This is a genomic window from Variovorax saccharolyticus, assembly GCF_030316765.1.
GTDB lineage: Bacteria > Pseudomonadota > Gammaproteobacteria > Burkholderiales > Burkholderiaceae_C > Variovorax > Variovorax saccharolyticus.
In genome coordinates this window covers 28,866-54,646 of record NZ_JASZYT010000020.1, presented here as the reverse complement: position 1 = coordinate 54,646, position 25,781 = coordinate 28,866, and the positions used below count along the sequence as shown (strand labels likewise).

The 25,781-nt window shown below is 69.8% G+C and carries 26 protein-coding genes; 12 read left to right on the top strand and 14 right to left on the bottom strand.

The window, feature by feature from the left end:
• Positions 1–6 precede the first annotated feature (6 nt).
• The gene (locus tag QTI45_RS34635; protein ID WP_286657575.1) at positions 7–1,080 is read left to right on the top strand and encodes an MBL fold metallo-hydrolase; all 1,074 of its coding nucleotides are present in this window, start codon (positions 7–9) and stop codon (positions 1,078–1,080) included.
• On the opposite strand, the gene alkB is transcribed toward QTI45_RS34635, so the two are convergent.
• The 3 genes from alkB to ada are packed head-to-tail and all read right to left on the bottom strand — an operon-like array spanning position 1,058 to position 3,486.
• The gene (gene alkB, locus QTI45_RS34630) at positions 1,058–1,702 is read right to left on the bottom strand and encodes a DNA oxidative demethylase AlkB (RefSeq protein WP_286657574.1); all 645 of its coding nucleotides are present in this window, start codon (positions 1,700–1,702) and stop codon (positions 1,058–1,060) included. The two genes, QTI45_RS34635 and alkB, sit on opposite strands and share 23 nt — an antisense overlap.
• Entirely contained in the window at positions 1,703–2,407 is a 705-nt protein-coding gene (locus tag QTI45_RS34625) for a 2OG-Fe(II) oxygenase (protein ID WP_286657573.1), read from the bottom strand. It lies immediately after the preceding gene.
• Positions 2,404–3,486, bottom strand: a complete 1,083-nt coding sequence (gene ada / locus QTI45_RS34620; protein WP_444813343.1) for a bifunctional DNA-binding transcriptional regulator/O6-methylguanine-DNA methyltransferase Ada — start codon at positions 3,484–3,486, stop codon at positions 2,404–2,406. The genes QTI45_RS34625 and ada overlap by 4 nt, the downstream gene beginning before the upstream one ends.
• 171 nt (positions 3,487–3,657) lie before the next feature.
• Here ada and QTI45_RS34615 point away from each other — a divergent pair, with 171 nt between their 5' ends.
• The gene (locus tag QTI45_RS34615) at positions 3,658–5,253 is read left to right on the top strand and encodes an OpgD/OpgG family glucan biosynthesis protein (RefSeq protein ID WP_286657572.1); all 1,596 of its coding nucleotides are present in this window, start codon (positions 3,658–3,660) and stop codon (positions 5,251–5,253) included.
• 325 nt (positions 5,254–5,578) lie between these two features.
• On the opposite strand, the gene QTI45_RS34610 is transcribed toward QTI45_RS34615, so the two are convergent.
• The gene (locus QTI45_RS34610; RefSeq protein WP_286657571.1) at positions 5,579–5,956 is read right to left on the bottom strand and encodes an FKBP-type peptidyl-prolyl cis-trans isomerase; all 378 of its coding nucleotides are present in this window, start codon (positions 5,954–5,956) and stop codon (positions 5,579–5,581) included.
• A 145-nt stretch (positions 5,957–6,101) separates the two neighbouring features.
• On the opposite strand from QTI45_RS34610, the gene QTI45_RS34605 reads away from it, so the two are divergent.
• From QTI45_RS34605 to QTI45_RS34595, 3 genes are read left to right on the top strand one after another with little or no spacing between them, the layout of a single operon-like run.
• Positions 6,102–7,496 (top strand): ethanolamine ammonia-lyase subunit EutB, encoded by a 1,395-nt coding sequence (locus QTI45_RS34605; RefSeq protein WP_286657570.1) that lies wholly within the window; start codon positions 6,102–6,104, stop codon positions 7,494–7,496.
• Entirely contained in the window at positions 7,493–8,251 is a 759-nt protein-coding gene (gene eutC, locus QTI45_RS34600; RefSeq protein ID WP_286657569.1) for an ethanolamine ammonia-lyase subunit EutC, read from the top strand. Before QTI45_RS34605 ends, eutC begins: the two co-directional genes overlap by 4 nt.
• 38 nt (positions 8,252–8,289) lie before the next feature.
• Positions 8,290–8,868 (top strand): peroxidase-related enzyme, encoded by a 579-nt coding sequence (locus QTI45_RS34595; RefSeq protein WP_286657568.1) that lies wholly within the window; start codon positions 8,290–8,292, stop codon positions 8,866–8,868.
• Here QTI45_RS34595 and QTI45_RS34590 read toward each other — a convergent pair.
• Both QTI45_RS34590 and QTI45_RS34585 read right to left on the bottom strand, forming a co-directional pair.
• Positions 8,819–10,639 (bottom strand): phosphoethanolamine transferase, encoded by a 1,821-nt coding sequence (locus QTI45_RS34590; RefSeq protein ID WP_286657567.1) that lies wholly within the window; start codon positions 10,637–10,639, stop codon positions 8,819–8,821. The genes QTI45_RS34595 and QTI45_RS34590 overlap by 50 nt on opposite strands.
• Before the next feature lie 46 nt (positions 10,640–10,685).
• Positions 10,686–11,393 (bottom strand): phosphatase PAP2 family protein, encoded by a 708-nt coding sequence (locus QTI45_RS34585; RefSeq protein WP_286657566.1) that lies wholly within the window; start codon positions 11,391–11,393, stop codon positions 10,686–10,688.
• A 114-nt stretch (positions 11,394–11,507) separates the two neighbouring features.
• On the opposite strand from QTI45_RS34585, the gene QTI45_RS34580 reads away from it, so the two are divergent.
• The gene (locus tag QTI45_RS34580) at positions 11,508–12,185 is read left to right on the top strand and encodes a response regulator (protein ID WP_286372586.1); all 678 of its coding nucleotides are present in this window, start codon (positions 11,508–11,510) and stop codon (positions 12,183–12,185) included.
• A complete protein-coding gene (locus tag QTI45_RS34575; RefSeq protein WP_286657565.1) occupies positions 12,182–13,552 on the top strand; it encodes a sensor histidine kinase in 1,371 nt (456 codons plus the stop codon). The genes QTI45_RS34580 and QTI45_RS34575 overlap by 4 nt, the downstream gene beginning before the upstream one ends.
• Before the next feature lie 10 nt (positions 13,553–13,562).
• On the opposite strand, the gene QTI45_RS34570 is transcribed toward QTI45_RS34575, so the two are convergent.
• Genes QTI45_RS34570 through QTI45_RS34560 form a run of 3 tightly spaced genes read right to left on the bottom strand, consistent with a single transcriptional unit; the run spans position 13,563 to position 15,672 of the window.
• Complete coding sequence (locus tag QTI45_RS34570) at positions 13,563–13,985, bottom strand: acyl-CoA thioesterase (protein ID WP_286657564.1); 423 nt, start codon at positions 13,983–13,985, stop codon at positions 13,563–13,565.
• Positions 13,982–14,869: a DMT family transporter gene (locus tag QTI45_RS34565; RefSeq protein ID WP_286657587.1), complete on the bottom strand. Its 888-nt coding sequence runs from the start codon at positions 14,867–14,869 to the stop codon at positions 13,982–13,984. Before QTI45_RS34565 ends, QTI45_RS34570 begins: the two co-directional genes overlap by 4 nt.
• A gap of 20 nt (positions 14,870–14,889) precedes the next feature.
• Positions 14,890–15,672 (bottom strand): SDR family oxidoreductase, encoded by a 783-nt coding sequence (locus tag QTI45_RS34560; RefSeq protein WP_286657563.1) that lies wholly within the window; start codon positions 15,670–15,672, stop codon positions 14,890–14,892.
• A gap of 121 nt (positions 15,673–15,793) precedes the next feature.
• Between QTI45_RS34560 and QTI45_RS34555 the strand changes: the two genes are divergently transcribed.
• Entirely contained in the window at positions 15,794–17,488 is a 1,695-nt protein-coding gene (locus QTI45_RS34555; RefSeq protein ID WP_286657562.1) for an electron transfer flavoprotein-ubiquinone oxidoreductase, read from the top strand.
• Between the two features lie 17 nt (positions 17,489–17,505).
• Here the strand turns inward: QTI45_RS34555 and QTI45_RS34550 are convergent, their stop codons facing one another.
• The 4 genes from QTI45_RS34550 to QTI45_RS34535 are packed head-to-tail and all read right to left on the bottom strand — an operon-like array spanning position 17,506 to position 19,683.
• Complete coding sequence (locus tag QTI45_RS34550) at positions 17,506–17,799, bottom strand: type II toxin-antitoxin system RelE/ParE family toxin (protein ID WP_286657561.1); 294 nt, start codon at positions 17,797–17,799, stop codon at positions 17,506–17,508.
• On the bottom strand, positions 17,796–18,065 hold the full coding sequence (locus tag QTI45_RS34545; protein ID WP_286657560.1) for a type II toxin-antitoxin system ParD family antitoxin: 270 nt from the start codon (positions 18,063–18,065) through the stop codon (positions 17,796–17,798). The genes QTI45_RS34550 and QTI45_RS34545 overlap by 4 nt, the downstream gene beginning before the upstream one ends.
• Before the next feature lie 41 nt (positions 18,066–18,106).
• Complete coding sequence (gene cysE / locus QTI45_RS34540; RefSeq protein ID WP_286657559.1) at positions 18,107–18,883, bottom strand: serine O-acetyltransferase; 777 nt, start codon at positions 18,881–18,883, stop codon at positions 18,107–18,109.
• Between the two features lie 35 nt (positions 18,884–18,918).
• Positions 18,919–19,683: an RNA methyltransferase gene (locus tag QTI45_RS34535; RefSeq protein WP_286657558.1), complete on the bottom strand. Its 765-nt coding sequence runs from the start codon at positions 19,681–19,683 to the stop codon at positions 18,919–18,921.
• A gap of 141 nt (positions 19,684–19,824) precedes the next feature.
• On the opposite strand from QTI45_RS34535, the gene QTI45_RS34530 reads away from it, so the two are divergent.
• From QTI45_RS34530 to QTI45_RS34520, 3 genes are read left to right on the top strand one after another with little or no spacing between them, the layout of a single operon-like run.
• Positions 19,825–20,853, top strand: a complete 1,029-nt coding sequence (locus QTI45_RS34530) for an inositol monophosphatase family protein (RefSeq protein ID WP_286657557.1) — start codon at positions 19,825–19,827, stop codon at positions 20,851–20,853.
• A complete protein-coding gene (locus QTI45_RS34525) occupies positions 20,853–23,084 on the top strand; it encodes an FUSC family protein (protein ID WP_286657556.1) in 2,232 nt (743 codons plus the stop codon). The genes QTI45_RS34530 and QTI45_RS34525 overlap by 1 nt, the downstream gene beginning before the upstream one ends.
• Positions 23,084–24,172 carry a mechanosensitive ion channel family protein gene (locus QTI45_RS34520; protein WP_286657555.1) on the top strand — a complete coding sequence of 363 codons (1,089 nt, stop codon included), beginning with the start codon at positions 23,084–23,086 and terminating at the stop codon, positions 24,170–24,172. The genes QTI45_RS34525 and QTI45_RS34520 overlap by 1 nt, the downstream gene beginning before the upstream one ends.
• A gap of 35 nt (positions 24,173–24,207) precedes the next feature.
• Here QTI45_RS34520 and QTI45_RS34515 read toward each other — a convergent pair whose 3' ends face one another.
• Complete coding sequence (locus QTI45_RS34515; RefSeq protein ID WP_286657554.1) at positions 24,208–24,699, bottom strand: MarR family winged helix-turn-helix transcriptional regulator; 492 nt, start codon at positions 24,697–24,699, stop codon at positions 24,208–24,210.
• Between the two features lie 82 nt (positions 24,700–24,781).
• On the opposite strand from QTI45_RS34515, the gene QTI45_RS34510 reads away from it, so the two are divergent.
• The gene (locus tag QTI45_RS34510) at positions 24,782–25,762 is read left to right on the top strand and encodes a Bug family tripartite tricarboxylate transporter substrate binding protein (protein ID WP_286657553.1); all 981 of its coding nucleotides are present in this window, start codon (positions 24,782–24,784) and stop codon (positions 25,760–25,762) included.
• The last annotated feature ends 19 nt before the right edge of the window (positions 25,763–25,781 follow it).

Here is a 25,781-nt window from a genome sequence, read left to right as displayed (position 1 = left end):
CACACGATGAACCCGTACCACGACCCCGCCAAGTCGCACCACCGCCCCGACGGCTTCCAGAACAACTACCTCGAGTTCGAGCCCAAGAGCCTGTCGGAGGTGCTGCGCTGGCGCCGCGAGGCCGCGCGCCTGCGCCTGCCGCCGCCGCCGCAGGCACCGACGCCCCGCGTCGCGCCCGAACTGGACTGGCTGCGCGCCAATGCACTCGCCGGTGCCGCGATGCAGCCGGCCGTCACCTGGATCGGCCACGCGACGGCGATGGTCCAGATGGGCGGACTGACCCTGCTGACCGATCCGATGTTCTCGCACCGCGCCTCGCCGCTGCCGCTGGTCGGCCCGCGGCGCCATGCGGCCCCGGGGCTCGCGCTGGGCGAGTTGCCGCGTGTCGACCTGGTGCTGGTCTCGCACAACCATTACGACCATCTCGATGCCGCTTCCGTGCTGGCGCTCGACCGGCAGCCCGGCGGCCCGCCGCTGTTCGTGGTGCCGCTGGGCCTCAAGCCCTGGCTGGCAGCACGCGGGATCACCCGCACGGTCGAGTTGGACTGGTGGGACCGGCAGAGCCTGCAAGGGCCGCAGGGCACGGTCGAGGTGGCGCTGGTGCCGGCCCAGCACTGGTCCTCGCGCGGCCCGCGCGACGCCATGGCCACGCTGTGGGGCGGCTTCGTGGTGCTGGCACCCGATTGCCACCTCCTGTTCACGGGCGACACCGGCTATTCGCGCGACTTCGGCGACATCCGCCAGCACTTCAGCGCCCGCCAGACCGTGGCCCAGGGCGGCGGCTTCGATCTCGCGCTGATCCCGATCGGCGCCTATGCGCCGCGCTGGTTCATGCGCGACCAGCACGTGGACGTGGGGGAAGCCCTGCGCATCCACGCCGATGTCGGCGCCAAGCGATCGCTCGGCATCCACTGGGGCGTGTTCCAGCTGACCGACGAGGCGCTGGACGAGCCGCCGCGCAAGCTGGCCGAACTGCGCAGCCTGCGGGGAATGGCCGAGGAGGAGTTCTTCGTCACCGCGCTCGGCCAGACCGCCAGGCTCGCACCGCGCCGCGCCTTCAGCCCGCCTTGCGAAACGTGAGGTTGATGCGCGAGGCGCCCAGCAGCGGATGCTGCGCGTCCTTCAGGGGCAGCACGCCGTGGAAGCTGAGCCGCGCCGGACCGCCCCAGACGACCACGTCGCCATGGGCCAAGGGCACGCGCTGCAGCTTGTCGGTGCGCCGTGTGCCGCCGAACTGGAACATGGCCGGCACGCCAAGCGAAACGGAGACGATCGGCTGGCCGTGGTCGCGCTCGTCGCGGTCCTGGTGCAGCGAAAGCCGCGTGCCGGGAAGGTAGCGGTTGACCAGGCAGGCATCGGGCGCGAAGCCGCCGAAGCCGGCCTCGGCCGCGGCGTCGGCGGCCAGTTGCTCGAACTCGGCCGGCATGGGCGGCCAGGGGCGACCGCTGTCGGGGTCGTGGGTGTCGTAGCGGTAGCCGCGGCGGTCGCTGACCCAGCCCAGCGCGCCGCAGTTGGTCATCGCCACCTGCATCCGGAAGCCGCCCGGCGTGACCAGGTGGCGGAACGGCGCCGCCTCGACCACGGCTTGCACGGCCGCGAGCAAGGCCGCATCGCGGCCGCTGGCGAAGCGCCGCAGCACCACCGCGCCGGGCGCGAGCGGCTCGCGCCAGGGGGCTTCGGTCTCGAACAGTTCCAGCGTCATTCAGGTCGCGTCGTGGAAGACGATGCCCAGCGTATGCCGCCGGCCCGAGCACACGCGACTGACGCCATGCCGCAGGTTGACCCGGTAGACGCCGCGCGTGCCCTGCACCGGCCGCTGGTGCACCGCGATCACCGCTCCGTCGCCCTGATTCAGCGGCAGCACCATCGGCCGCGACTGCATGCGCGGGCGCTGCTCGGTCATGACGAATTCGCCACCCGTGAAATCGCGCCCGGGCTCGGACAGCAGGAGCACCAGTTGCAACGGAAAGACCTGCTCGCCGTACAGGTCCTGGTGCAGGCAGTTGTAGTCGTCGGGCCCGTACTGCAGCAGCAGCGGCGTCGGCCGCAGTTGGCCCGCCGCATGGCAGCGCGCGATGAACTCGGCATGCTGCGCAGGAAACCGCGCATCGATGCCCATGGCCTCGTTCCAGCGGTTGGCGATCGGCGCGAGCCGCGGGTAGATCGATTCGCGCAGGCCCGCGACCCGCGCCGGCAGCGGATAGTCGAAGTACTTGTATTCGCCGCGACCGAAGCCGTGGCGCTCCATCACGACCCGGCTGCGGAAGGGCTTCGGTTCGGCGTACAGCGCAGCCAGCGAGCGGCATTGTTCGGGCGTCAGCAGGCCCTGGATCACGGCGCTCCCCTGCGCGTCGAGATCGCTGCCCACCTGCGCCCAGTCGACGCCGTCCGGATCGCGAGCACTCATGACGGCTCCGCCTCTCGCCGCAGCAGCGCACCCTTGCGCTCCACGCCCCAGCGGTAGCCCGACAGGCTGCCGTCGCTGCGCACCACGCGGTGGCAGGGAATCGCCACCGCCAGCGTGTTCGCGCCGCAGGCCTGGGCCACGGCGCGCACCGACTTCGGTGCGCCGATGCGCTCGGCGATCTCGCTGTAGCTCGCGGTCGTGCCCGCAGGGATCTCGCGCAGGGCCTGCCAGACGCGCATCTGGAAGGCGGTGCCGCGCAGATCCAGCGGCAGTTCGAGCCCCAGGGCCGGGGCCTCGACGAAGCCGATCACCGTCGCGACCAGGGCCTCGAATCCGGCATCGTCGCCGACCAGCCTGGCGTGCGGAAAGCGGTCCTGAAGATCGCGTGCCAGCGCATCGGGATCGTCGCCCAGCGCGATCGCGCAGACCCCGCGCCCGCTCTGCGCCACCAGGATCGCGCCGAGCGCGCACTCGCCGATGGCGAAGCGGATCTCGGTGTCGGCCCCGCCGGCGCGCCAGGCCGTGGGCGTCATGCCGAGGGTGCGGTCGGCGTCGGCGTAGAAGCGGCCGTTGGAGTTGTAGCCGGCGCTGTAGATCGCGCTGGTCACCGAGTCGCTGCGCACCAGTTCTTCGCGCACGCGCCGGGCCCGATGCGCCGCCGCGTAGGCCTTCGGCGTGAATCCCGTGACCTGCTTGAAGAGCCGGTGGACATGGGAGGCGCTGAGGCCGGCACGGTCTGCCAGATCGTCGAGCGTGGGCGGCTGTTCGGCTGACTCGATGAAGCGGCACAGCGCCGCGACCTGCGCCGCCTGCCGTTCCGACCGCGCCGGCTGGTCGGGCTTGCAGCGCATGCAGGGCCGGAAGCCCGCGCGCTCCGCATCCGCGGCCGAGGCATGGAACTCGACGTTCTCGGGCCGCGCCGGCCGCGCCCCGCACGACGGCCGACAGTACACGCCGGTGGTGCGTACCGAGTAGAAGAAGCGGCCGTCGGCGGCCGGGTCGCGCGCGGCCACTGCCGCCCAGCGCGGATCGCTCGCCGTGGCGAGGGCCCGCATTTCGTTGGCGTTGCTCATGTTCATCTGCGTCCTCTGGAGTGCTTGTTGATCGGTGCCTTCAATGTAGAAAAAGGCGATCGGCCACGCACTCCGTGTCTTGCTTTCGAATTCGACTGTAGGACCATGCCGGCATGACGGTTACTTCAGGCTTCGGCCTACGGCCCCCCATGCATCGCGTCGCTAGATTGGGGCCACATGATCGATCGTCGCTCACTTCTCTCGGCCGGTGGCGCCTCGCTGGCCCTCGCCGCCCTCGGACTGCCCGCTAAAGCGCTGGCGGCCGGCGGACTCCGCCTGGGCCAGCCGGCGCCCTTTTCTTTCGATCGCCTGGTCGCACTGGCGAAGTCGCTGGGCGCCAAGCCCCTGGCGGCCGACAGCTCCCTGCCTGCCGATGTGCTGCAGCGCATCGACTACGACGCCCACGGCAAGATCCGGTTCGACACTGCCAACGCACTGTTCAGGGACGGGCCCGGCCAGTTCCCCGTGACCTTCTTCCACCTTGGACGCTATTTCCCGGTGCCGGTTCACATGCACGTGCTCGAGACCGCCGGCAGCGACGCCTTCGCACGCGAGATTCTCTACGACCCCGCCTCTTTCACGATGCCCGCAGACAGCCCGGCGAGGCAGCTGCCGCCGGGCGCCGGCTTCGCGGGCTTCCGGCTGCAGGAAAGCCGCCTCGGCGACCAGGGCAAGCGGCCCTGGGAAAAGAACGACTGGGTGGCCTTCCTCGGCGCGTCGTACTTCCGTGCCATCGGCGAGCTCTACCAGTACGGGCTGTCGGCGCGCGGCATCGCGCTCGATGCCGCGGTGCCCGACCGGGCCGAGGAGTTCCCGAACTTCACGCGCTTCTACTTCGAGCCGCCGGCGCCGGGCTCGGACGCGATGACGGTCTACGCCCTGCTCGAAGGCCCGAGCCTCACGGGCGCCTACAAGTTCGTGATGAAGCGCGGCAAGGGTGTCCTGATGGACATCGAGTGCCGATTGTTCGTGCGCCGCGAGGTCGCCCGCTTCGGGCTCGCGCCGCTCACCTCGATGTACTGGTACTCCGAATCCGTGAAGCCCACCGCCATCGACTGGCGCCCCGAGGTGCACGACTCGGACGGCCTGGCGATGTGGAACGGTGCCGGCGAGCGCATCTGGCGTCCGCTCAACAACCCGACCCAGACCCGGGCCTCCGCGTTCACCGACAACGACCCGAAGGGCTTCGGACTGCTGCAGCGTGACCGCGGCTTCGATCACTACCAGGACGGCGTCTACTACGAGAAGCGTCCCAGTCTCTGGGTCGAGCCGATCGGTGCCTGGGGCGAAGGCGCGGTGCAGCTGATCGAGATCCCGACCGATGACGAGATCCACGACAACGTGCTGGCCTGCTGGGTGCCCAAGGCACCGGTCGTCGCAGGCTCGAGCGTGGTGCTCAAGTACCGGCTGCACTGGACTGCCGAAGAACCTTTCCCCTCGCCGCTCGCGCGCGTTGTCGCGACCCGCATGGGCCGCGGCGGACAGCCGGGCCAGCCGCGGCCGGCGGGGGTGCGCAAGTTCATGGTCGAGTTCATCGGCAAGCCGCTGGAATCGCTGCCCTTCGGCGTCAAGCCCGAACTGGTGCTGACCACCTCGCGCGGCAAGTTCTCGTACATCTTCGCGGAGCCGGTGCCGAACGGCGTGGCGGGGCACTGGCGAGCACAATTCGACTTCGCGGTCGAGGGGACGGAGCCGGTGGACATGCGGCTCTTCCTGAAGAACGGGGATCAGACCTTGTCTGAGACCTGGCTTTATCAGTATCAGCCGCTTTAGGGGCTTGCTGGGCCGGGCGCCCGGCACGCACCGCATGCCGGGCTCAGGGGTGTGCGAACAATCCCAACTTCTCCAACGCCGATGCAACCCCGACGTCTCAGCGGTGGCGGGCGGTATGCCCTGGGCCGGCCGTTGAGGCACCGCCGAGCAGCGCAGCGGCAGGCGGATCAGGGCCGCGCGTGTCTGAGTGGAGCGCAGCGGAGCGAGTTTGCGCGGACCCCGCCTGTCGCGAGCAGCGCAGGGAAGCCCGAAGGGCCGGTGACGTCGGCCGGCCCAGGGCATACCGCCCGCCATCGCCACCCCAGACGCAGCCCGAAAGTGCTGACTACTTCCCCTTGACCCCGATCAGCTCGATCTCGAAGTTCAGCGTGGCATTCGGCGGAATCACCCCGCCCGCGCCGCGCGTGCCATAGGCGATCGCCGGCGGGCAGGTCAGCTTGGCCTTGCCGCCGACCTTCATCAGCTGCACGCCTTCGGTCCAGCACGGGATCACGCCATTGAGCGGAAACTCGGTCGGCTCGCCGCGCTTGTAGGAGCTGTCGAACTCCTTGCCGTCGGCGGGGAAGGTGCCGCGGTAGTGCACCTTGACGACATCGGTGGCCGCCGGCGAGGCGCCCTTGCCGTCGACCAGCGACTGGAACACCAGGCCGCTGGGCTTGGTGACCGGCGCCGATTGCGCAAAGGCGCTCGGCAGGACGAACATCGAAACAACGGCGGCACAAAGAACTGATCGCACGGCAAACCCTTGGTTGATTGGAAAAACGGCCTCATTATTGCCGGGTCGGCGCCGGCCTGGCACCGCTCTTGCACAACGTTGCCAACGACTCATCGAGGCCCTCCACGCCACCATGCGCTACCGCACCACGATCGATTCGCAGGTCTTCGACTTCGACGACCTGAAGCAAGTCATGGCTTTCGCCAGCCCGGCGCGCTCGGGCGACTACCTCGCCGGAATCGGCGCGGCCACCGCGCAGCAGCGCATGGCAGCGCGCCATGTGCTCGCCGAAACGCCGCTCAAGCAGTTCCTCAACGAGGCGCTGATCCCCTACGAAGCCGACAACATCACGCGGCTGATCATCGACGGCCACGACGCCGCGGCTTTCGAGCCGGTGTCGCACCTGACAGTCGGCGACCTGCGCAACTGGCTGCTGTCCGACCGCGCCGATACCGCGAGCCTGACCGCCCTGGCAGCCGGCCTCACGCCGGAGATGGCGGCAGCCGCCTCGAAGCTGATGCGCAACCAGGACCTGATCGCGGTGGCGCGCAAGTGCAGCGTGGTCACGCGCTTTCGCGACACCCTCGGACTGCCCGGCCACCTCGCGGTGCGGCTGCAGCCCAACCACCCGACCGACGACCTGCGCGGCGTCGCGGCATCGACACTCGACGGCCTGCTGATGGGCGCCGGCGATGCCGTGATCGGACTCAACCCGGCCTCCGACAGCATGCCGGTGCTCGGCGAACTGCTGCGCCTGCTCGACGAGGTCATCCAGCGCTTCGAGATCCCGACCCAGAGCTGCGTGCTGACCCACGTCACCAACACCCTGAAGCTGGCCGAATCCGGGGCGCCCATCGACCTCGTGTTCCAGTCCATCGGCGGCAGCGAGAAGACCAACCTCTCGTTCGGAGTCACGCCGGAGTTGCTCGACGAGGCGCATGCGGCGGCGCAGTCTCTGAACCGCGGCACCGTGGGCCGCAACTGCATGTACTTCGAGACCGGCCAGGGCAGCGCGCTGTCGGCCAACGCCAACTTCGGCGTCGACCAGCAGACCTGCGAGGCCCGCGCCTATGCCCTGGCACGGCGCTACCAGCCGCTGCTGATCAACACCGTGGTCGGCTTCATCGGACCCGAGTACCTGTACGACGGCAAGCAGATCATCCGCGCCGGCCTCGAGGATCACTTCTGCGGCAAGCTCCTGGGCCTGCCGATCGGCTGCGATGTCTGCTACACCAACCACGCCGAGGCCGACCAGGACGACATGGACACACTGCTGGTGCTGCTCGGCACGGCCGGCATCAACTTCATCATGGGCGTGCCGGGCGCCGACGACGTGATGCTCAACTACCAGAGCACCTCCTTCCACGACGCCCTCTTCCTGCGCGACACCATGGGCCTCAAGCGCGCGCCCGAGTTCGAGGCCTGGCTGCAGCGCATGCGCATCAGCGACGGCGGCGGCCGCCTGCATCCACCCTCGGCCAACCGCCTGCTGGCCGACATGGGCGCCCTGACGGCGCTGACGCGATGAACGACATCGTCACCCCGAGCCCCTGGAGCGACTGGCGCCGTGCGACGCCGGCACGGCTGGCGCTCGGCCGCGCCGGCGCCGGCATGCCGACCGACGAGGTGCTGCGCTTCGGCTGGGCGCATGCGATGGCGCGCGACGCGATCCATGCGGCGCTCGACGTGCCGGCGCTCGCCGCTGCGCTGGGCGATGGCGGCTGGGCGGTGGCGCAGGCCCGCAGCCGCGCGCCCGACCGCACGGCCTACCTGCGGCGCCCCGACCTGGGCCGCCAGCTCGATGCCGGCGACGCGCAGCAACTGCGCGCCGGCAGCCTCTCGCCGGTCGACCTGTGCATCGTGATCGGCGACGGCCTGTCCTCGCTGGCGGTGGCCCGCCATGCGGCGCCGCTGCTCGCAGCCCTGCGGGAGCAGCCCCCGCCCGGGCTGGCGCTGGCGCCCGTGGTGATCGCGACGCAGGCGCGCGTTGCCCTGGCCGACGAGATCGGCGAGGCCTTCGGCGCGCGGATGTCGGTCATGTTGATCGGGGAAAGACCGGGCCTGAGCTCGCCCGACAGCCTCGGGATCTACATCACCCACACACCGCGGCGCGGCCGCCACGACGCCGAGCGCAACTGCATCTCGAACGTGCGGCCCGAGGGCCTGCCCTACGCCAGCGCCGCCTTCAAGCTCGGATGGCTGCTGCGCGAAGCCTTGCGCCGCGGCCTGACCGGGGTCGAGCTGAAGGACGACAGCGAGCTCGTTCTTCCGCACTCCCTATGATCCTGCGGCTGCCCAGACAAGGGAACCAAGGAGACCCCATGACCGATCGCTACCCCCTGGCCGAACTCAAGGACCTGCCTGACGACATCCGCGCCGCGGTGCTCGAAGTCCAGGAAAAGGCCGGCTTCGTGCCCAACGTGTTTCTCGCGCTTGCCCGCCGGCCGGCCGAGTGGCGCGCCTTCTTCGCCTACCACGACGCGCTGATGCTGAAGGAGGAAGGCTCGCTCACCAAGGGCGACCGCGAGATGATCGTCACCGCCACCAGCGCGGTGAACAAGTGCCTCTATTGCGTGGTCGCGCACGGCGCGCTGCTGCGCATCTACGAGAAGAAACCGCTGGTGGCCGACCAGGTGGCGGTCAACTGGCGCCGCGCCGACATCACGCCGCGCCAGCGCGCGATGCTCGCGTTCGCGATGAAGGTCTGCGAGCGGTCGCACGAGATCGACGACAGCGACTTCGCGCCGCTGCACGCCCACGGCTTCGACGACGAGGACATCTGGGACATCGCCGCCATCACCGCCTTCTTCGGCCTGTCGAACCGCTTGGCGAGCTTCAGCGGCATGCAGCCTAACCCGGAGTTTTTCCTGATGGGACGGCTGCCGCGCGAGAAGAAGTAGCCGCCACCGCATCGTGCCCGCGGCACGCCGCCAGGGCATCGAGCGCCGGCTTGTAGGTCGGCGTCGCCACATCCATCACGCCGAGCACCGTGTGGTACAGGTTGTCGTGCGTGAGCGGCGTGTCCAGGCCCGATTCCATGCAGGCCGTGGAGAGGCGCCGCCGGGCCTTCATGCCGTCGCTGAACCAGGTCACCATGGGCACGTGCTTCTGCACTTCGGGCGCGAAGCCATAGGGCACGCCATGCAGGAACAGGCCGTACTCGCCGAGCGACTCGCCATGGTCGCTCAGGTAGAGCAGCGCCGGATCGAAGCGGCCCGACTGCGCCTTGAGCCAGTCGATGGTCTTGCCGAGGAAGCGGTCCGTGTAGGCGATCGAGTTGTCGTAGCCGTTCAGCAGTTCGTAGTGGCTGCACTCGGCCAGCGCGTTGCTGGTGCACTCGGGCAGGAAGCGCTTCACGTCGGGCGACGAACGCTTGAAGTACGACGGGCCATGGCTCCCCATCTGGTGCATCACCAGCACCACGCCCTTGGCGCGGCGCTCGGCCGGCAGTGCGGCCAGGCGCTCGTCCAGGCCCTTGAGCATGACGTCGTCGAGACACTCGTCGCCCTCGCACAAGGCGCTCTTCACGGCCGGGTCCAGCGGGTCGAAGGCCGAGGCATGGGGAATGCGGTCGCACACGCCCTTGCAGCCGCCGGCCTGGTTGTCGAGCCAGAACACCGCCAGGCCCGAGGCCTGCAACACGTCCATGAGGTTCTCGTAGTCGTCCTTGCGCGCCTCGTAGCCCAGCTTGCCCAGCGGCGAGAACATGCACGGCACGGAGGCCAGCGTGTTAGTGCCGCAGGAATGCACGTCGCGATAGCTCAGCACCTGCCGCGCCGCGAGCTGCGGCGTGGTGTCGCGCGCATAGCCATTGAGGCCGAAGTGATCGGCGCGTGCCGTCTCGCCCACCACCAGCACGAACAGCGGCGGCTTCGCCTGCGCCGCGTAGCTCGCGCCCAGCGCGGTGCCTGCGGTCACCGGGATCAGCTTGCGACTGTGCTTGAAGAGCGGCCGCAGCGTGACGGAGCCGGTCGAGTAGAGGCTCGCCAGCGGGTTCATCATGTAGCGCAGGTGGATGTTGTTCCGCATCAGAGGCGCCAACTGCCGGTTGGCCGCCATCACGCCGCCGGCGGCCAGGGCCGCCACCGCGAGCAGCAGCACGCCGTTGCGCCAGGCCTGCGACACGAAGGGCTGCGGCGTCAGGCGGACACGCCAGAGCGCCCAGGCCGGCAGCGCGCCGACCCACAGCACGTTCAGCGCGAGCCGCCAGCTCAGGAGGTCGCGCACTTCGTTGGCATCGGTCTGCATCGCGTTGGCGAGCATCGTCGGATCCATCACCACGCGATAGCTCAGCATGTAGTGCTGGGCCACCGCGGCCAGCACCACGACGCCGAACCAGATCGGCTTCATCCAGCGCGACCAGGCCGTGAACGACAGCAGCGCGACCGTGCCGCACACCATGAGCAGCAGCATCGTCGCGATCGAAGGCAGGTAGACGCTGGGCGCACCGCCGATGCGGGCCAGTTCGTTCCATAGGGGCCAATTGGCCGCGACCGCAAGGTACAGGCTCAGCCAGACGACGACCCGGCGCGGCGAGCGGGGCCGCGCCAGCCAGTCGTCGATGGCCTGCCAGGGCGTGACGCCCGCGGCCTGGGCGGCGCCGGGGAGCGCACCCTTGGCGGGGGCTGTGTGTTGGGGAAAGGAGGGCGGGCGCGAAGGAATTCCAAGCATCCGCCAAGACTAGGCAGCGGGACTGAAATCCCCCTGAATGCCCGCATCAGCTTTCGTTCAGCTTCGGCAAGGCGGGCGGCAAGTCGCGCCGGCTCGCGCGCGCCTGCACCAGCGAATCGATCGCGAAAGCCGTGACCCAGCACAGCCAGGCGGTCCACAGCGTATGGCTCATGTAGTGCGCGCCGCGCAACTGCTGCGACAGGCCCAGCGCCAGGCCCGCGACCAGCGCGCAGGCGAACCAGGCGCGCGCCACCGCGGGCGAGCGCCGGCGAAAGACGAAATACCCGCCCAGGTAGGCGAAGGCGGCCGAGGCATGGCCGGCCGGAAAGCACTTGCCCGGGCCGCCATCGCGCAGGCCCCAGGCCCAGTGCGACACATGCTGCGCCGTGCCGCCGAAGACCTGGAGGTCCCAGGGGCAGCTGGTCCTGCTGGTGTACTTGAAGGCCGAGATCACGGTGACGGAGGCCAGCGCCGTGAGGGCGAGCTGGATCCTTTCGCCGCGCCCCAGCCGGCGCAGCAGGCCGACCGGCCAGCGGATGGCGACGAAAAGCCCGATCACCAGCAGCCAGCTCAGCGACTTGGCGCCCTCGTGCATCACCTTCACGACGAAGGCGTCGTCGCGCCAGGGAAAGCCCGTCGGCGTGCCGGCCAGCCTGGCCAGCACGAGGTCGAGGCCGCTGGCATCCCAGGCCAGCAGCAAGGCGAGTGCGAAAAGGGTCAGGGCGAGCGGACGGGCAGCGGCAGAGCGAATCATGCGGCGCAAGCTTAGTCGGCACGCATGAACCCAGCCTGAAGCGGCGCCGGACGCCGCGTGAACAGGGCCCGGGCGTGTTCGCTCTAGACTCACTGCTTTTGAAAGGACCGTGTCGTGCGCATATTGCTGGTGGAGGACGACGTCGCACTGGCCGGGGCCGTCTGCAGCTACCTGGAGGCCAAGGCCTTCGTGGTCGACGTCGCGCCCGGTCTTGCGGAAGCCCGTGCCGCGCTGGCCGCCGTGCAGTACGCGGCCGTGCTGCTCGACCTGCACCTCGGCGACGGCGACGGCCTGTCGCTGCTGCCGACCATCCGGGCCCTGCGCGAGCGTCCGATCGTGATCGTGCTCACCGCCCGCGACCAGGTCACGGACCGCATCCGCGGGCTCGACGCCGGCGCCGACGACTACCTGATCAAGCCCTATGACCCGGCGGAACTGCTGGCCCGGCTGCGCGCGGTCGAACGCCGGCGCAGCACCAGCAGCGCCCCGGTGCTCAAGCTCGGAACGCTGGAGATCGACCTCGCGCACGACCTGGTGCGCAAGGACGGCTTCCCGGTCACGCTGACCCAGAAGGAGTGGGCACTGCTGCGCGTCATGGCCACCCGCCCCGAGCGCATCCACACCCGGGAGAACCTGGCCGACGCGCTCTACGGCTTCGGCGACGAGGCCGACAGCAACACGCTGGAAGTCTTCATCAGCCGACTGCGGCGCAAGCTCGGGCGCAAGTACATCCAGACCCTGCGCGGCCTGGGCTACCGGCTCTCGTTCGCACCGGACGAAGAAGAAGAATGAACTTCAAGCAATTGCAGCATGCCGGCGCCGAGCGGCTGAGCCGGCGGGATTCCCTCGCGGGCCGCCTCACGCGCACCCTGATCGTCTGGGTCGGCGGCGTCTGGCTGCTGTGCGTGCTCGGCGTCGTCTGGTATGTGGACCGCGAGATCAACCACAATTTCGACAGCGAGCTTATCGAGGTCTCGCATCGCATGTTCGACATGGCGGTGCACGAGCTCGACAAGCTGCAGCGCGAGAACCCCGATACGCGGAGCCCGCTGATCGCGCCGCCGCAGCTCTATCCGACCGACGCCGTGATGTACCAGGTGGTCAACCTGCACGAACGCGTGCTGCTGCGCTCGGCCGAGGCGCCGGTCAGCGCCTTCGACGTGCCGTTGGCCCCCGGCTTCGCCAACACCGAGCAGTGGCGCATCTACACCGTGCGGCATCCGACGCGCGAGCTGTTCCTTCAGGTCGCCGATCCGCTGGACGAACGACGCAGCGCGCTCAACCGCACCCTGTTCGGCCTCATCATCCCGCTCGGGGCGGTGCTGCCGCTGCTGGCACTGGTGCTGCGCAACGTGGCGCGCAGCGAACTGCGGGTGCTGCAGCAGCTGGCCGGCGAGATCGAGCAGCGCAGCGGCGTCGACCTGCGCCCGATCCGGCTGCCGGGCCTGCCCAAGGAACTGCGCTCCGTGGCCGACCACGTCAGCCTGCTGCTGGAGCGCCTGTCGCAGTCGCTGGACGTCGAGCGCGCGCTGGCGGCCAACGCGGCGCACGAGCTGCGCACCCCGCTGGCGGCGGCGCGCCTGCGGCTGCAGACCGCGCTCGAGCACGACCTCAAGCGCGAGGACGTGCAGGCCGCGCTCGACGCGCTGCAGATGCTGGGCCACCGCACTGAAAAACTGCTTCAGCTGTCCCGGGCCGAATCCGGCGCCGCACTGACGCGCGCGCCGATCGATCTGGTCCAGCTGGCCGGCACGGTGGCGCAGGAGTTCTGGCAGGACCCGCGCGTCAACGAACGCCTGTCGCTCAAGGTGCCCGACAGCGAGCCGCCGATCGCGCTCGGCGATGTCGACGCGCTCGCGATCGCGCTGCGCAACCTGGTCGAGAACGCCTTGCGCTACGGGCGCGGCCGCGTGGTGATCGAAGTGATGGCGCCGTGCACGCTGGCGGTCCGCGATTTTGGCCCCGGCGTCAACCCGGAGCAGCTGCGCACCCTGCAGAACCGCCACGTTCGCCATGGCTCCGACCGCGCCGGCTACGGCCTTGGGCTGTCGATCGTCGGCACCATCGTCGAGAAGCTCGGTGCGCGACTCGACCTGGCCTCGCCGGCCTCGGGGGCCGCCACCGGCTTCGAGGCGCGCATCGTGCTGCGCCCGGCCTGAGCGGGCGCCGCTACGCCGTCACCAGCGTTCGGAGCCAGTCGGGCAGCGGCAGCGCTTTCTGCTTCGGGAAGTCGACCCAGATCGTGGTCGCGCCGCCGGCCGCGCAGATCACATCGGGCGCATCGGCGCGGGCCATCGTGGCCCAGCTCTCGAAGGTGGTGCGGCCTGGATCGCTGACATACATCTTCAGCAGCACGTCGCCCGGGTACTCGAGCTGGCGGTAGAAGTTGCAGAAGGCGTTGACGATCACCATGCCATGCCCTTCCGGCTCGGGCTCGTGGCCGATCGAATGCATCCAGTCGATGCGCGCGATCTCCAGGTAGCGGAAGTAGCTGGTGTTGTTGAGATGGCCCATCGCGTCCATGTCGCCCCAGCGGATCGGGATCGACATCTCGTACACGAGCTTCTTGGTGGCGGGAATTTCATATCTCATCGGTGTGCCCTGATCGAAGCCATGATGCCGAGGACGAACAGCACCGCGGCGGCCGATTCGCTCGCCGCCGGCCAGCGGCCGTCCCAAAGAAAAGAATAAAGCAGGGCGAACAGCGTCTCGCTGACGATCAGCTGGCCGCAAAGGCTGGCCGACAGCCGCTGGCTGGCGAGGTTCCAGAGCACGGTGGCCAGCCACGAGGAGCCGATGCCGCCGGCCAGTGCCAGCAGCAGGAACAGCGCGCCGTTCGGCTGCGCGCGCAGGGTCTGGATGTCGGACCCCGCGAGCAGCCACAGCGCGGCGGCGCCGAGCCCGGTCGCGACGCCGAGCCAGTTGGCCCAGTCGGCCGCATGCACCTCGGGGTGGCGCTGGAGCCAGGCCGCATTGAGCAGCCCGAAGGCGGTCCAGCTCGCCATCGCGAGCAGCGCCAGCGACAGGCCCCAGCCGAAGCGCGCGCTGCCCGCGCCCTCGACGCCGCCCTCGGGCCAGGACCCGGCGACCATCATGCCGATGCCGGCGGCGGTCAGCGCCAGCCCCGGCAGCAGCGCCTGCAGGCGCAGGCCCGCGGGCCGGCCGAGCAGCATCATCCAGACCGGGATGGTGCCGATGATCAGGCTCGGCACCGCGGTGCCCGAGGCCTCGATCGCGAAGGCCAGCAGCAGGTAGTAGCCGGTGAAACCGAGCACGCTGAGCCCGAGCGCCGAGACCGCCTGGTGCGCGGTCGGCCAGCGCCGCGAGGCCGGGCGCGTGGCGGCGATCACGCCGGCAACCGCGCCGAAGACGACGAAGCGCCCGGCGGCGATATCGACCATGCCGAAGTTGCCGACCATGCGCGGCGCCACGAAGACCAGGCCCCAGAGCGCGCCCGCGGCCAGCCCGGCCGCGATGCCGATGACCGCGCGCCGCCTCAGAGCGCGAATCCGTCGTCGGCGGCGATCACCGCGCCATTGACGAAATGGCTCTGGCCGCTGGCCAGCAGCACGATCAGGCCGTCGAGGTCTTCGGGCTTGCCCACCCGCTTGCGCGGCAGCATGCCGACCAGTTTCTGGCCGCCGTCGGTGACCCAGTGCTCCTCGTTGAGCTCGGTGGCGATGTAGCCCGGGCACAAGGCGTTGACGTTGATGCCGAAGCGGCCCCATTCGAGCGCCATAGCCTTGGTCATCTGCACCAGCGCGGCCTTGCTCATGCAGTAGACGCCGATCTGGGGCAGCACCTTGAGGGCGGCCACCGAGGCGATGTTAATGATCCGCCCACCGATGTAGGTGCCCGGCGCGGCGCCCTTGGCGCGCGCCAGCATCCGCTTGCCGACCTCCTGCGCGACGAAGAAGGAACCCTTGACGTTGGTGTCGAAGATGAAGTCGTAGTCGTCGCCCGTGACGTCCTGCAGGCGCTGGGTGGTGCTGACGCCGGAGTTGTTGACCAGCACGTCGATGGGGCCGACCTCGGTCTCGGCGCGCGCCACCGCGGCCTTGATGCTGCCGAGGTCTGTGACGTCGAGCTCGACCACGTGGGCATCGCCGCCCTCGCCTTCGATGCGCGCGCGAAGCTCCTTGAGGCGGTCGGTGTTGCGGCTGGCCAGCACCACCGCCGCGCCGGCCCGGGCCAGCGTCTTGGCGAACTGGGCGCCGAGCCCGCTCGACGCCCCGGTGACGAAGGCCACGCGGCCGGAGAGATCGATGCTGTAAGCCATGGAAGAAACGTCCTGTTGGAGTCGCCGAGGCGACGCCCCGGAACGCACGCGGGTGACGCATAAAATGGCCCGGCCCGCCGCGGTGCCTCGCACCCTCAAATCATTATCGACGAGACCCCACATGACGCATGACGAAATCCTCGCCCAGTTCGGCCCCCGCGAAGCCATGGAATACGACGTGGTCGTGGTCGGCGCAGGCCCGGGCGGCCTGGCGACCGCGATCCGCCTGAAACAGCTGGCTGCTTCGCACGGCAAGGAGATCTCGGTCGTCGTGCTCGAGAAGGGCTCGGAGCCCGGCGCCCACATCCTGTCGGGCGCCATCATGGACCCGCGCGCCCTGTACGAGCTGCTGCCCGACTGGGAGGAGCTCGGCGCGCCGCTGAACCAGCCGGTCACGCGCGACACCTTCCTCATGATGACCGAGACCGGTGCCACCCGGACGCCGAACTTCATGCTGCCGAAGAACTTCCACAACGAAGGCAACTACATCGTCAGCCTGGGCAACGTCGTGCGCTGGCTGGCGCAGCAGGCCGAGGCGCTGGGCGTGGAGATCTTCCCCGGCTTCCCTGCGGCCGAGGTGCTCTACACCGAGGACGGCCGTGTGCGCGGCGTCGCCACCGGCAACCTCGGCATCGGCAAGGACGGCGAGCCGACCGAGAACTTCCAGCTCGGCATGGAGCTGCTCGGCAAGTACACGATCTTCGCCGAGGGCGCGCGCGGCCACCTGGGGCGCCAGCTCATCGCCCGGTACAAGCTCGACGACGGCAAGGACCCGCAGAGCTACGGCATCGGCATCAAGGAGCTGTGGGAGATCGATCCGGCGCGCCACGAGCCGGGCCTGGCGGTGCACACGGCCGGCTGGCCGCTGCCCTCGGACACCTATGGCGGCTCCTTCCTGTACCACGCCGAAAACAACCAGCTGATCATCGGCTACGTGGTCGGCCTGGACTACCAGAACCCGCACATGAGCCCGTTCGAGGAGTTCCAGCGCTTCAAGACGCACCCCAACATCCGCTGGTACTTCGAAGGCCAGGACAAGGGGCTCAAGGCGCCCAAGCGCCTGAGCTACGGCGCCCGAGCGATCACCGCGGGCGGGCTGCTGTCGCTGCCCAAGACCGTGTTCCCGGGCGGCGCGCTGGTCGGCTGCGAGGCCGGCTACCTCAACGCCAGCCGCATCAAGGGCAGCCATGCCGCTATCAAGACCGGCATGCTGGCCGCCGAGGCCGCCTACGACGCCGTGATGGCCGGGCGCCAGCACGACGAGCTCGCGGCCTACCCGGCCGCCTTCGAGAAGAGCTGGCTGCACGCCGAGCTCAACAAGGCGCGCAACTTCAAGCAGTGGTTCAAGAAGGGCCTGGGCGTCGGCACGGTGATGACCGGCATCGAGCAACTGGTGCTGCGCGGCCACATCCCGTGGACCATCCACCGCCACCAGGCCGACCACGAGCGCCTCAAGCCGGCCGCCCAGTGCAAGAAGATCGCCTACCCAAAGCCGGACGGCAAGCTCACCTTCGACCGCCTCTCCTCGGTGTTCGTCAGCAACACCAACCACGAAGAGAACCAGCCGGCCCACCTGACGCTCAAGAACGCCGCGGTGCCGACCACCATCAACCTGCCCGAGTACGCCGGCCCCGAGAGCCGCTACTGCCCGGCCGGCGTGTACGAATTCGTGCCGGACTCGGAAGGCAAGGAAAAGCTGCAGATCAACGCCCAGAACTGCGTGCACTGCAAGACCTGCGACATCAAGGACCCGACGCAGAACATCGTCTGGGTCACGCCCGAGGGCGGCGGCGGCCCGAACTACGTGGGGATGTAGCGCGGGAGGGCGCGTTGCTATTCGCGGAACTGGGCCTGGATGTCCTGGGCACCGTGCAGGATCCGCACGATCAGCAGCACGTCATCATGTGATTGAAAGTAGATCACGTAGCGGCCATGCGCGCAGGAGCGCAGCCCCTCGGCAAGTTCCTGCCTTGGCCGATACGCCTGTGGACTGGATGCAATCTTCTTGCAGTGGTCGCCCAACTCCTCGATGAAGCTCAACGCACGGCGAGGGTTGTCCAGCGCAATGTAGTCACCGATGGCTTCGAGATCCGCCTGCGCAAGCCGCGTGAAGACGATGTGGCTCACGCCTTGCTGCCGGCGCGGGCCTTGGCCTTGTACTTGGTCTCGAGCCGAGTGAATACCTTCTCGGCGTCCTCGCCCGCGCCGCTGTCCAGACCCGCCGTGATGGCGTTCTTGAGTTCGGCCAGCTTCAAGTCGTTGAGCCGCTCCTGGTCCTCGAGCAAGCGCAAGCCTGCACGCACGACTTCGCTGACATTGTTGTAGCGGCCGGCTTCGACCTGCTCTCGAATGAACGACTCGAAATGGGGGCTCAGGGCAACACTGGTCGGCATGGGGTCTCCACTAACAGTTAATAACTATTATGGGAGATTCCTCATTTCCCCACCAGTTGCGTCAGCCGCTCGGCCTCGAAGCACTCGTCCCGGGCCGCGTCGCCCGGCACGCAGTCCTTCTTGCCGGGCTGGGCCGAGAGCGCCTCGATCGCCTTCCAGAGCAGCGCGATCTGGTGCTCCTGGCTCGAGGCGTTGTCGATCAGGCCTTTCATGGCCTGACTCAGGGGGTCGTCCTCCAGCGTGATGCCGTAGGCCGAGAACTTCGGTGCCGCCGGGCTGGCCAGATCGGCGCTCTCGCCGGTCTTGGACGGGATGATCCGGGCCGGGATGCCGACCGCCGTGGCGCCGGCGGGCACCGGCTTGATCACCACCGCATTGCTGCCGATCTTGGCGCCATCGCCGACCACGAAGCCTCCGAGCACCTTGGCGCCGGCGCTCACCACGACATTCCGGCCCAAGGTCGGGTGCCGCTTGGCGCCCTTGTAGAGCGAGGTGCCGCCCAGGGTCACGCCCTGGTAGATCGTGCAGCCGTCGCCGATCTCGGCGGTCTCCCCGACCACCACGCCCATCGCATGGTCGAAGAAGACGCGTTCGCCGACGATCGCGCCCGGATGGATCTCGATGCCGGTGAGCCAGCGCGAGACCTGGGAGACGAAGCGGCCGAACCACTTGAGCCCGTGGCCCCAGCACCAGTGCGCGAGCCGGTGCAGCACCACGGCATGCAGGCCGGGGTAGAGGGTCAGGACCTCCCAGCGCGAGCGCGCCGCGGGATCGCGATCGAGGATGCACTGGATGTCGGAACGCAGCCGCGAGAACATGCTTCTTGTCGTTATATGGATATCGGGCCGGCAGTCTAAAGCCCCGGCTCTTCGCGCACAGGGGATGGGGTTTTCGCTCCACCGCCTGCCGCCGCCTCCGACATCGCCTTGGCGATGCCGCGCAGGATGTGGATCTCCTCGGGCGTCGGCTGGGCACGGTTGAAAAGCTGCTGCAGGCGCGGCATCAGCTTCTTGGGCGCGCCCGGATCGAGAAAGCCGATATCGACCAGCGAACGCTCCCAGTGGTCGAGCATGCCCGCCACCGCCTTGGCATCGGCCGCGAGCGCTGCCGGCGTGGCGTCGCGCACCGCGTAGCCGCCCAGGGCCAATCGCCACTCGTAGGCGATCACCTGGATCGCGGCGCCCAGGTTCAGCGAGCCGAAGCTCGGGTCCGTGGGGATGCTGAGCGCGACATTGCAGCGATAGACATCCTCGTTGCGCATGCCGAAGCGCTCCGACCCGAACAGGAAGGCGACGTGCTGCTCGTCGCCGCCGGCGAGCGGCTCGAGGTGCTCGCGCGGGGTGCGGGTGGGCGGGCCGAAGTCGCGCGGGATCATCGCGGTCGCGCACAGGTGGGTGACGCCGTCGAGCGCCTCGTCCAGCGTGTCGACGATGCGGGCGTTGTTCAGCACGTCGAGCGCACCGCTGGCGCGCTGGATGGTTTCCTCGCGCCGCAGCACGTTGGCCCAGCGCGGGGCCACCAGCACCAGGTCGCTGAAACCCATGGTCTTCATGGCACGGGCGGCGGCGCCGACATTGCCGGCATGGCTGGTCTGGATCAGGATGAAACGGGTACGCATGGGGGGCTCGGCCAGGGGTTCGGGACACCGGCTTCGCGGAGCCGGTAAAATCCCCCGATTCTCGCCGCCCGCATCGCCGGGCCGCATTCCAGGGGGCAGCCGCATCAACCGATGGTCCCTTTTCCGTTCTTCACACAATTCATGTCGTCCCCCAACCTGCACCCCATGCTCAACGTGGCCGTCAAGGCCGCCCGCGCCGCCGGCGCCATCATCAATCGCGCCGCGCTCGACGTCGAAGCGGTGCGCATTTCGCAAAAGCAGGTGAACGACTTCGTCACCGAAGTCGATCATGCGAGCGAGCGAGCGATCATCGAGACGCTGCTCACCGCCTACCCGGGGCACGGCATCCTGGCCGAGGAATCGGGCACCGAGCACGGCGCCAAGGATTCCGACTACGTCTGGATCATCGATCCACTCGACGGCACCACCAACTTCATCCACGGCTTCCCGGTCTACTGCGTGTCGATCGCGCTGTCGGTGCGCGGCAAGATCGAGCAGGCGGTCATCTACGATCCAAGCCGCAACGACCTGTTCACCGCCACCAAGGGCCGCGGCGCCTTCATGAACGAGCGCCGCATCCGCGTCAGCAAGCGCACTCGCCTCAACGAGTGCCTGGTCTCGACCGGCTTCCCGTTCCGCACCGGCGACAACTTCAAGCAGTACCTGGCGATCATGGCCGACCTGATGCCGCGCATGGCCGGCCTGCGCCGCCCGGGCGCCGCGGCGCTTGACCTGGCCTATGTCGCGGCCGGCTTCACCGACGGTTTCTTCGAGACCGGCCTCAACATCTGGGACGTGGCGGCCGGCTCGCTGCTGGTCACCGAGGCCGGCGGCCTGATCGGCAATTTCACCGGCGAGCCCGAGTTCCTCGACCAGCGCGAATGCCTGGCCGGCGCACCGCGCATCTACGGCCAGCTGGTGCCGCTGCTGGCCAAGTACTCCAAGTTCGCGGGCATCGACGACAAGCTGCGCGCCAGCGACCGCATGCGCGCGGTCGACCCGTCGGCCCAGTCCGGCGACACCTACGCCCGCAGCACCATCGAGGCCGCGCCGACCCCGCCCGCCGCCGACGAGCCCGCGGCCGACGCGGCGCCCGCACCGCGCAAGCTCACCCGCATCCGCCGCGAAGCCCCCGTGACGCCCGCCGAGGGCGACGCCGCCGCGAAGTGATGGAGGCGCAGCGCGCGGCCGCCGTCCGCAGCCGCGCCGCCATGCGCGTGGCGCTGGGCCACTACATCGCCAACGGGATCTCGGTCGCCTTCGGGCTGCTGCTGATCTCCGGCGGCGTGCATCTGGTGCTGGGCACGCTCGCGGCCTCGGCCGCCTCGGTGGGCGTGATCGTCACCGCGCCGCCCGACCTGCCGGGCCCGCGCCGCGGCAAGCTGCTGCAGATGCTGCCGGCGCCGCTGATCGGGCTGCCGCTGTTCTTCCTCGTACAGCTGCTGCATGCGGCCCCGCTCAAGCTCGGCCTGGTGCTGGTGCCGGCCACCTTCCTGGCCTTCCTGGCGATGGCCTGGGGCAAGCGCGGCATCCCGATCGCGATCGCCGTGATGTTCTCGATGATCTTCTCGATGGCCACGCAGAAGCCCGCCGACATGGCCGAGGCGGTGCAGCGCACCCTGCATTTCGGCCTCGGCGCCGGCCTCTACGTGATCTATGCGGTGCTCGCCAACCTGGCGCTCAACGCCCGCTACCGGGTGCAGGTGATGGCCGACCTGCTGCTGTCGCTGGCGGCGCTGATGCGCACCGAGGCACGCCAGTTCACGCCGGTCGACGAATCCGGCGATGTGCGCGAGGTGCCGGCCTCGCTGCTCGGCCAGTTGCTGGGCCAGCAGGCGGCCCTGGCCGACCAGCTGCAGGCGGCCCGCGACATCGTGCTCGAATCGCCGCGCACGCCGCAGCGGCAGCGCCTGGCGGGCATGCTGATGACGGTGCTCGAGCTGCGCGACCTGCTGCTGGCCAGCGAACTGGACCTCGATGCGCTCAAGGCCCACCCGGGCCACGCGGCGGCCCTGGTCGAGATGCGGCGCATCCTCGAAGCCCTGGCCGGAGACACCGCCGCCCTGGCCGACGCCCTGCTGCTCGGGCGCCACCCCGAACCCGTGCCCGACCGGCGCCACGACCTGACCGCGATCCACCTCGACAAAGACGCCGCGTCCCAGCGCAGCTACACCGGCCCGACGCCGGCGATGCTGGCGCGCGGGCTGGCCAGCCGCATCGGCCACATCAACGACGAGGTGCTGCGGCTGTCGGCCCTGGCGCGCGGCGACCGCGAGCCCGACCTAGCGGTGGTGCGGGCGAGCTGGCAGATGTTCGTGAGCCCGACCGAATGGTCGCTGCGACCCTTCCTCGCGCTCTGGCGCTGGGATGCGCCGCCGCTGCGCCACGCGATCCGGGCCGCGCTCGCGATCGCCGCCGGCTACGGCGTCGCCCTCGCCCTGCCCTGGGGCTCGCACGACTACTGGATCCTGCTGACCATCGTGGTGGTGCTGCGCGGAAGCCTCTCGCAGACGCTGGAGCGGCGCAACAGCCGCGTCGCCGGCACCCTGCTGGGCTGCGTCTTCGCGGTCGCCCTGCTGGCGGCTCAGCCCAGCCCGCTGGGCCTGCTGGCCGCGATGACCGTGGCCCAGGCGATCGCCCACGGCTTCGCGGTGCGGCGCTACCTGATCACCTCGGTGGCGGCCACCGTGCTGGGGCTGGTCCAGGCCCACATGCTGAACACCGGCATGAGCACCACCTTCGCTCTCTTCGAGCGCGTTGCCGACACCCTGATCGGCGCCGCGCTGGCCTGGGGCTTCTGCTACGTGCTGCCGTCCTGGGAGCGCGGCCAGATCCCGGCGCTGGTGGCCCGCGTGCTGAGCGCGCAGGCGCGCCATGCACGGCTCGCGCTCGGGCTCGGCCAGCTGCGCTCGGTCGGCATCACCCCCGAACTCGAATGGCGGCTGGCCCGCCGCGAGGCCTACGACAGCCTGTCGGCGCTGGTGCAGGCAACCCAGCGCTCGCTGTCCGAGCCGCGCGCCGTGCGCCCGCCGCTGGAGCCGCTGGAGCATCTGCAGGCCCACAGCTACCAGCTGCTGGCCCAGTTGAGCGCTGTGAAGTCGATGCTGGTGCTGCGGCGCGACCGCCTGACGCCGTCCGAGATCGAGGGCCCGCTGGCGCGCACCTCGCAGCGCATCGAGGCCGCCATCGGCGCCACGCCCACCAGCGGCCCGATGATGCCCGAGGGCGCGCCCGCCACCACGCTGGCCGGCCCGATCCGGCTGCCCGATCCGTTCGACAACGACATCACGCCGTGGCTGCTGCGCCGGCTCGACCTCGCCACCGGCATCGCGGCCCAGTTGCGCGACGACGCGGCACGCATCCTGCAACCCCTCGCCGAGCAAAGCCCCCAGCCCGCCTGATGTTCCTGAAACTGCTTGCCTATCCCTGGGCGGCCCCGCTGCTCGTCGCGCTGCTGGCACTGCCGCTGGCGCTGCTGGCGCACCGGGTCGCCGCGCTGGTGCTCGACCGCCTCACGCGGTCGGTGCCGACGCTCCACGCCACGCTGCTGGCGATCCGGCGGCCGGCGCAATTCGTGCTGCCGCTGATCGCCTTGCAGCTGATCTGGCAGGCGGCACCCGACGACCTGCGCTTCATCGGCAATGTGCGGCACCTCAACGGCCTGCTGCTGATCGCGGCGGCGACCTGGCTCGCGGTGCAGGCGGTCAACGGCTTCGCCGAAGGCATGGTCAGGCAGCATCCGTCGGACGTGCGCGACAACCTGCAGGCGCGCCGCATCCTCACGCAGGCGCGGGTGCTGGCGCGCACCGCCAACTCGGTGCTGCTGGTGGCCGGCGCGGCACTGATCCTGATGACCTTCCCGGGGGCGCGCCAGGTCGGCGCCAGCCTGCTGGCCTCGGCCGGCGTGATCGGCATCGTGGCCGGCCTGGCGGCCAAGCCGGTGTTCAGCAACCTGATCGCGGGCCTGCAGATCGCGCTGGCGCAGCCGATCCGCATCGACGACGTGCTGGTGGTCGAAGGCGAATGGGGACGGGTGGAGGAGATCACCGGGACCTTCGTGGTGCTGCGCATCTGGGACGACCGCCGGCTGATCCTGCCGCTCACCTACTTCATCGAGAAGCCCTTCCAGAACTGGACCCGGCACGACTCGCAGCTGCTCGGCTCGGTCTTCGTCTACGCCGACTACGGCATGCCGCTGGCGCCGCTGCGCGCCGAGGTCGAGCGCATCGTGAAGGCGGCGCCCGAATGGGACGGCCGCTTCTTCAACCTGCGCGTGACGGACACCACCGAACGCGCGATGCAGATCCGCGTGCTGTGCACGGCGGCCTCGTCGGCGCTGGCCTTCGACCTGCGCTGCACGGTGCGCGAAGGGCTGATCGGGTTCATGCAGCGCGAGTACCCGCAGTTCCTGCCGCGGATGCGGATCGAGGCCGACGACGGGCGGCCCCCTGCTGCGGCTGCTGCGCCCGCGGAGCCGCCGCGGCCCTGAGCCCGCTGCGGGCGCGGCGCGGCGCGGGGCGCCGCTCAGCCGCCGCGCCGGCCGCGGTCGGCCTTGGGCAGATCCGCCTCGCCGGCCATGCGCTCGGCGCGCGCCTGCAGCCGCCGCAGCGCATCGTCGAGCCCGGCCACGGCATCGGCATCCAGCGCGGCCATGAGTTCGGCATTGATCTGCGTCACCAGCGGGAACAGCTGCTCGTACACCGCCTGGCCGCGCGCCGTTAGGCCCAGCAGCACCTGGCGCCGGTCGCCCGCCGGATGGACGCGCGACAGCAGCCCCTTGGCCACCATCGAGCCCACCGCCTTCGAGGTCCGCGCGCGGTCGAGCTGCGCATGCTCGGCCAGCTGCGAGGAACTCAGTTCGCCGCGGCTGGCCAGCGTGGCGAGCAGCCGCCACTCGCGCCGCGTGATCCCGAAGCGTCCCTCGCACAAGCGGATGACCATGCTGCCGCCGACCGCGAGCAGGCGCGACAGCCGGTACAGCAGCAGGTCGTCCAGGGGCCGGCGTGGCTCGCTCATCTAGTGGTAAATCCTTGGAATGGTTGATTTGATCAATCGAATGCCCTGACTCTAAAGTCAATCCGAAGGAGACCAGAACCCCATGCACCACGGAATCGACCGCCGCCATGTCCTGGCGGCCCTCGGCGGCCTCGCGCTGTCGCCGCTGGCGCGCGCCCAGGCCTTCACGCCGGGCCAGCCGATCAAGGTGCTGATCGGCGTCCCCGCCGGCGGCACCCAGGACGTGCTGACGCGGGCCATCGCGCACGAAGTGCGCGACTCGCTCGGCCCGCTGATCGTCGACAACCGCTCCGGCGCCGCCGGCCGCATCGCGGTCGAGGCGGTGAAGAACGCCGCGCCCGACGGCCGCACGCTGCTGCTGGGCACGGCCAGCATGATGACCATGTTCCCGAGCGCCTACCGCAACCTGTCGTACGACCCGATGAAGGATTTCATCCCGATCGTCAACGCGGCCCGCTTCGAGCTCGCGCTGGTGGTCGGCAAGGAGGTGCCCGCCAACACGCTGCCCGAGTTCCTGGCCTGGGCCAGGGCGCAGGGCGACAAGCTGAGCTTCGCCTCCTATGGCGCCGGCACGCCTTCGCACTTCCTCGGCGAGATGCTGAACCGCTCGGCCGGGCTCAAGATGGTCCACGTGCCCTACCGCGGCTCGACGCCGGCCCGCCAGGACGCGATGGGCGGCACCATCCCGGTGTACTTCGACACCGTCGGCGGCGCCTTGCAGATGCTGCCCACCGGGCGCGTCAAGGTGCTGGCCACCAGCGGCGACAAGCGGTCGCCATTGATGCCCGACCTGCCGACCTTCGCCGAAGCCGGGCTCAAGGACGTGGTCGCGACCGCCTGGTTCGCGTACTACGCCCCCCTGAAGACGCCGCAGCCGATCGTCGACAAGCTGCGCGCCGAGTTCACCCGGGCGGTCAACTCGCGCGAGGTGCGCCAGCAGCTGGTGCAGAACGGCATGTACCCGGTGGGCGACGGCCCCGAGGCGCTGTTGAAGACAATGCGGGAGGACACCGCCCGCTGGGGCGGCATCATGAAGGCCGTGAATTTCCAGGCCAACGACTGACCTCGCCCATTGGAGCCCC

Excerpts from the sequence above, each read along its gene's own strand:
- QTI45_RS34575 (WP_286657565.1), top strand. The coding sequence starts at position 12,182 with ATGAACTTCAAGCAATTGCAGCATGCCGGCGCCGAGCGGCTGAGCCGG.
- QTI45_RS34625 (WP_286657573.1), bottom strand. The coding sequence starts at position 2,407 with ATGAGTGCTCGCGATCCGGACGGCGTCGACTGGGCGCAGGTGGGCAGC.
- QTI45_RS34520 (WP_286657555.1), top strand. The coding sequence starts at position 23,084 with ATGTTCCTGAAACTGCTTGCCTATCCCTGGGCGGCCCCGCTGCTCGTC.
- QTI45_RS34585 (WP_286657566.1), bottom strand. The coding sequence starts at position 11,393 with ATGATTCGCTCTGCCGCTGCCCGTCCGCTCGCCCTGACCCTTTTCGCA.
- eutC (WP_286657569.1), top strand. The coding sequence starts at position 7,493 with ATGAACGACATCGTCACCCCGAGCCCCTGGAGCGACTGGCGCCGTGCG.
- cysE (WP_286657559.1), bottom strand. The coding sequence starts at position 18,883 with ATGTTCTCGCGGCTGCGTTCCGACATCCAGTGCATCCTCGATCGCGAT.
- alkB (WP_286657574.1), bottom strand. The coding sequence starts at position 1,702 with ATGACGCTGGAACTGTTCGAGACCGAAGCCCCCTGGCGCGAGCCGCTC.
- QTI45_RS34590 (WP_286657567.1), bottom strand. The coding sequence starts at position 10,639 with ATGCTTGGAATTCCTTCGCGCCCGCCCTCCTTTCCCCAACACACAGCC.
- QTI45_RS34570 (WP_286657564.1), bottom strand. The coding sequence starts at position 13,985 with ATGAGATATGAAATTCCCGCCACCAAGAAGCTCGTGTACGAGATGTCG.
- ada (WP_444813343.1), bottom strand. The coding sequence starts at position 3,486 with ATGAACATGAGCAACGCCAACGAAATGCGGGCCCTCGCCACGGCGAGC.
- QTI45_RS34595 (WP_286657568.1), top strand. The coding sequence starts at position 8,290 with ATGACCGATCGCTACCCCCTGGCCGAACTCAAGGACCTGCCTGACGAC.
- QTI45_RS34615 (WP_286657572.1), top strand. The coding sequence starts at position 3,658 with ATGATCGATCGTCGCTCACTTCTCTCGGCCGGTGGCGCCTCGCTGGCC.
- QTI45_RS34555 (WP_286657562.1), top strand. The coding sequence starts at position 15,794 with ATGACGCATGACGAAATCCTCGCCCAGTTCGGCCCCCGCGAAGCCATG.
- QTI45_RS34525 (WP_286657556.1), top strand. The coding sequence starts at position 20,853 with ATGGAGGCGCAGCGCGCGGCCGCCGTCCGCAGCCGCGCCGCCATGCGC.
- QTI45_RS34510 (WP_286657553.1), top strand. The coding sequence starts at position 24,782 with ATGCACCACGGAATCGACCGCCGCCATGTCCTGGCGGCCCTCGGCGGC.
- QTI45_RS34515 (WP_286657554.1), bottom strand. The coding sequence starts at position 24,699 with ATGAGCGAGCCACGCCGGCCCCTGGACGACCTGCTGCTGTACCGGCTG.
- QTI45_RS34635 (WP_286657575.1), top strand. The coding sequence starts at position 7 with ATGAACCCGTACCACGACCCCGCCAAGTCGCACCACCGCCCCGACGGC.
- QTI45_RS34545 (WP_286657560.1), bottom strand. The coding sequence starts at position 18,065 with ATGCCGACCAGTGTTGCCCTGAGCCCCCATTTCGAGTCGTTCATTCGA.
- QTI45_RS34610 (WP_286657571.1), bottom strand. The coding sequence starts at position 5,956 with ATGTTCGTCCTGCCGAGCGCCTTTGCGCAATCGGCGCCGGTCACCAAG.
- QTI45_RS34605 (WP_286657570.1), top strand. The coding sequence starts at position 6,102 with ATGCGCTACCGCACCACGATCGATTCGCAGGTCTTCGACTTCGACGAC.
- QTI45_RS34530 (WP_286657557.1), top strand. The coding sequence starts at position 19,825 with ATGTCGTCCCCCAACCTGCACCCCATGCTCAACGTGGCCGTCAAGGCC.
- QTI45_RS34560 (WP_286657563.1), bottom strand. The coding sequence starts at position 15,672 with ATGGCTTACAGCATCGATCTCTCCGGCCGCGTGGCCTTCGTCACCGGG.
- QTI45_RS34535 (WP_286657558.1), bottom strand. The coding sequence starts at position 19,683 with ATGCGTACCCGTTTCATCCTGATCCAGACCAGCCATGCCGGCAATGTC.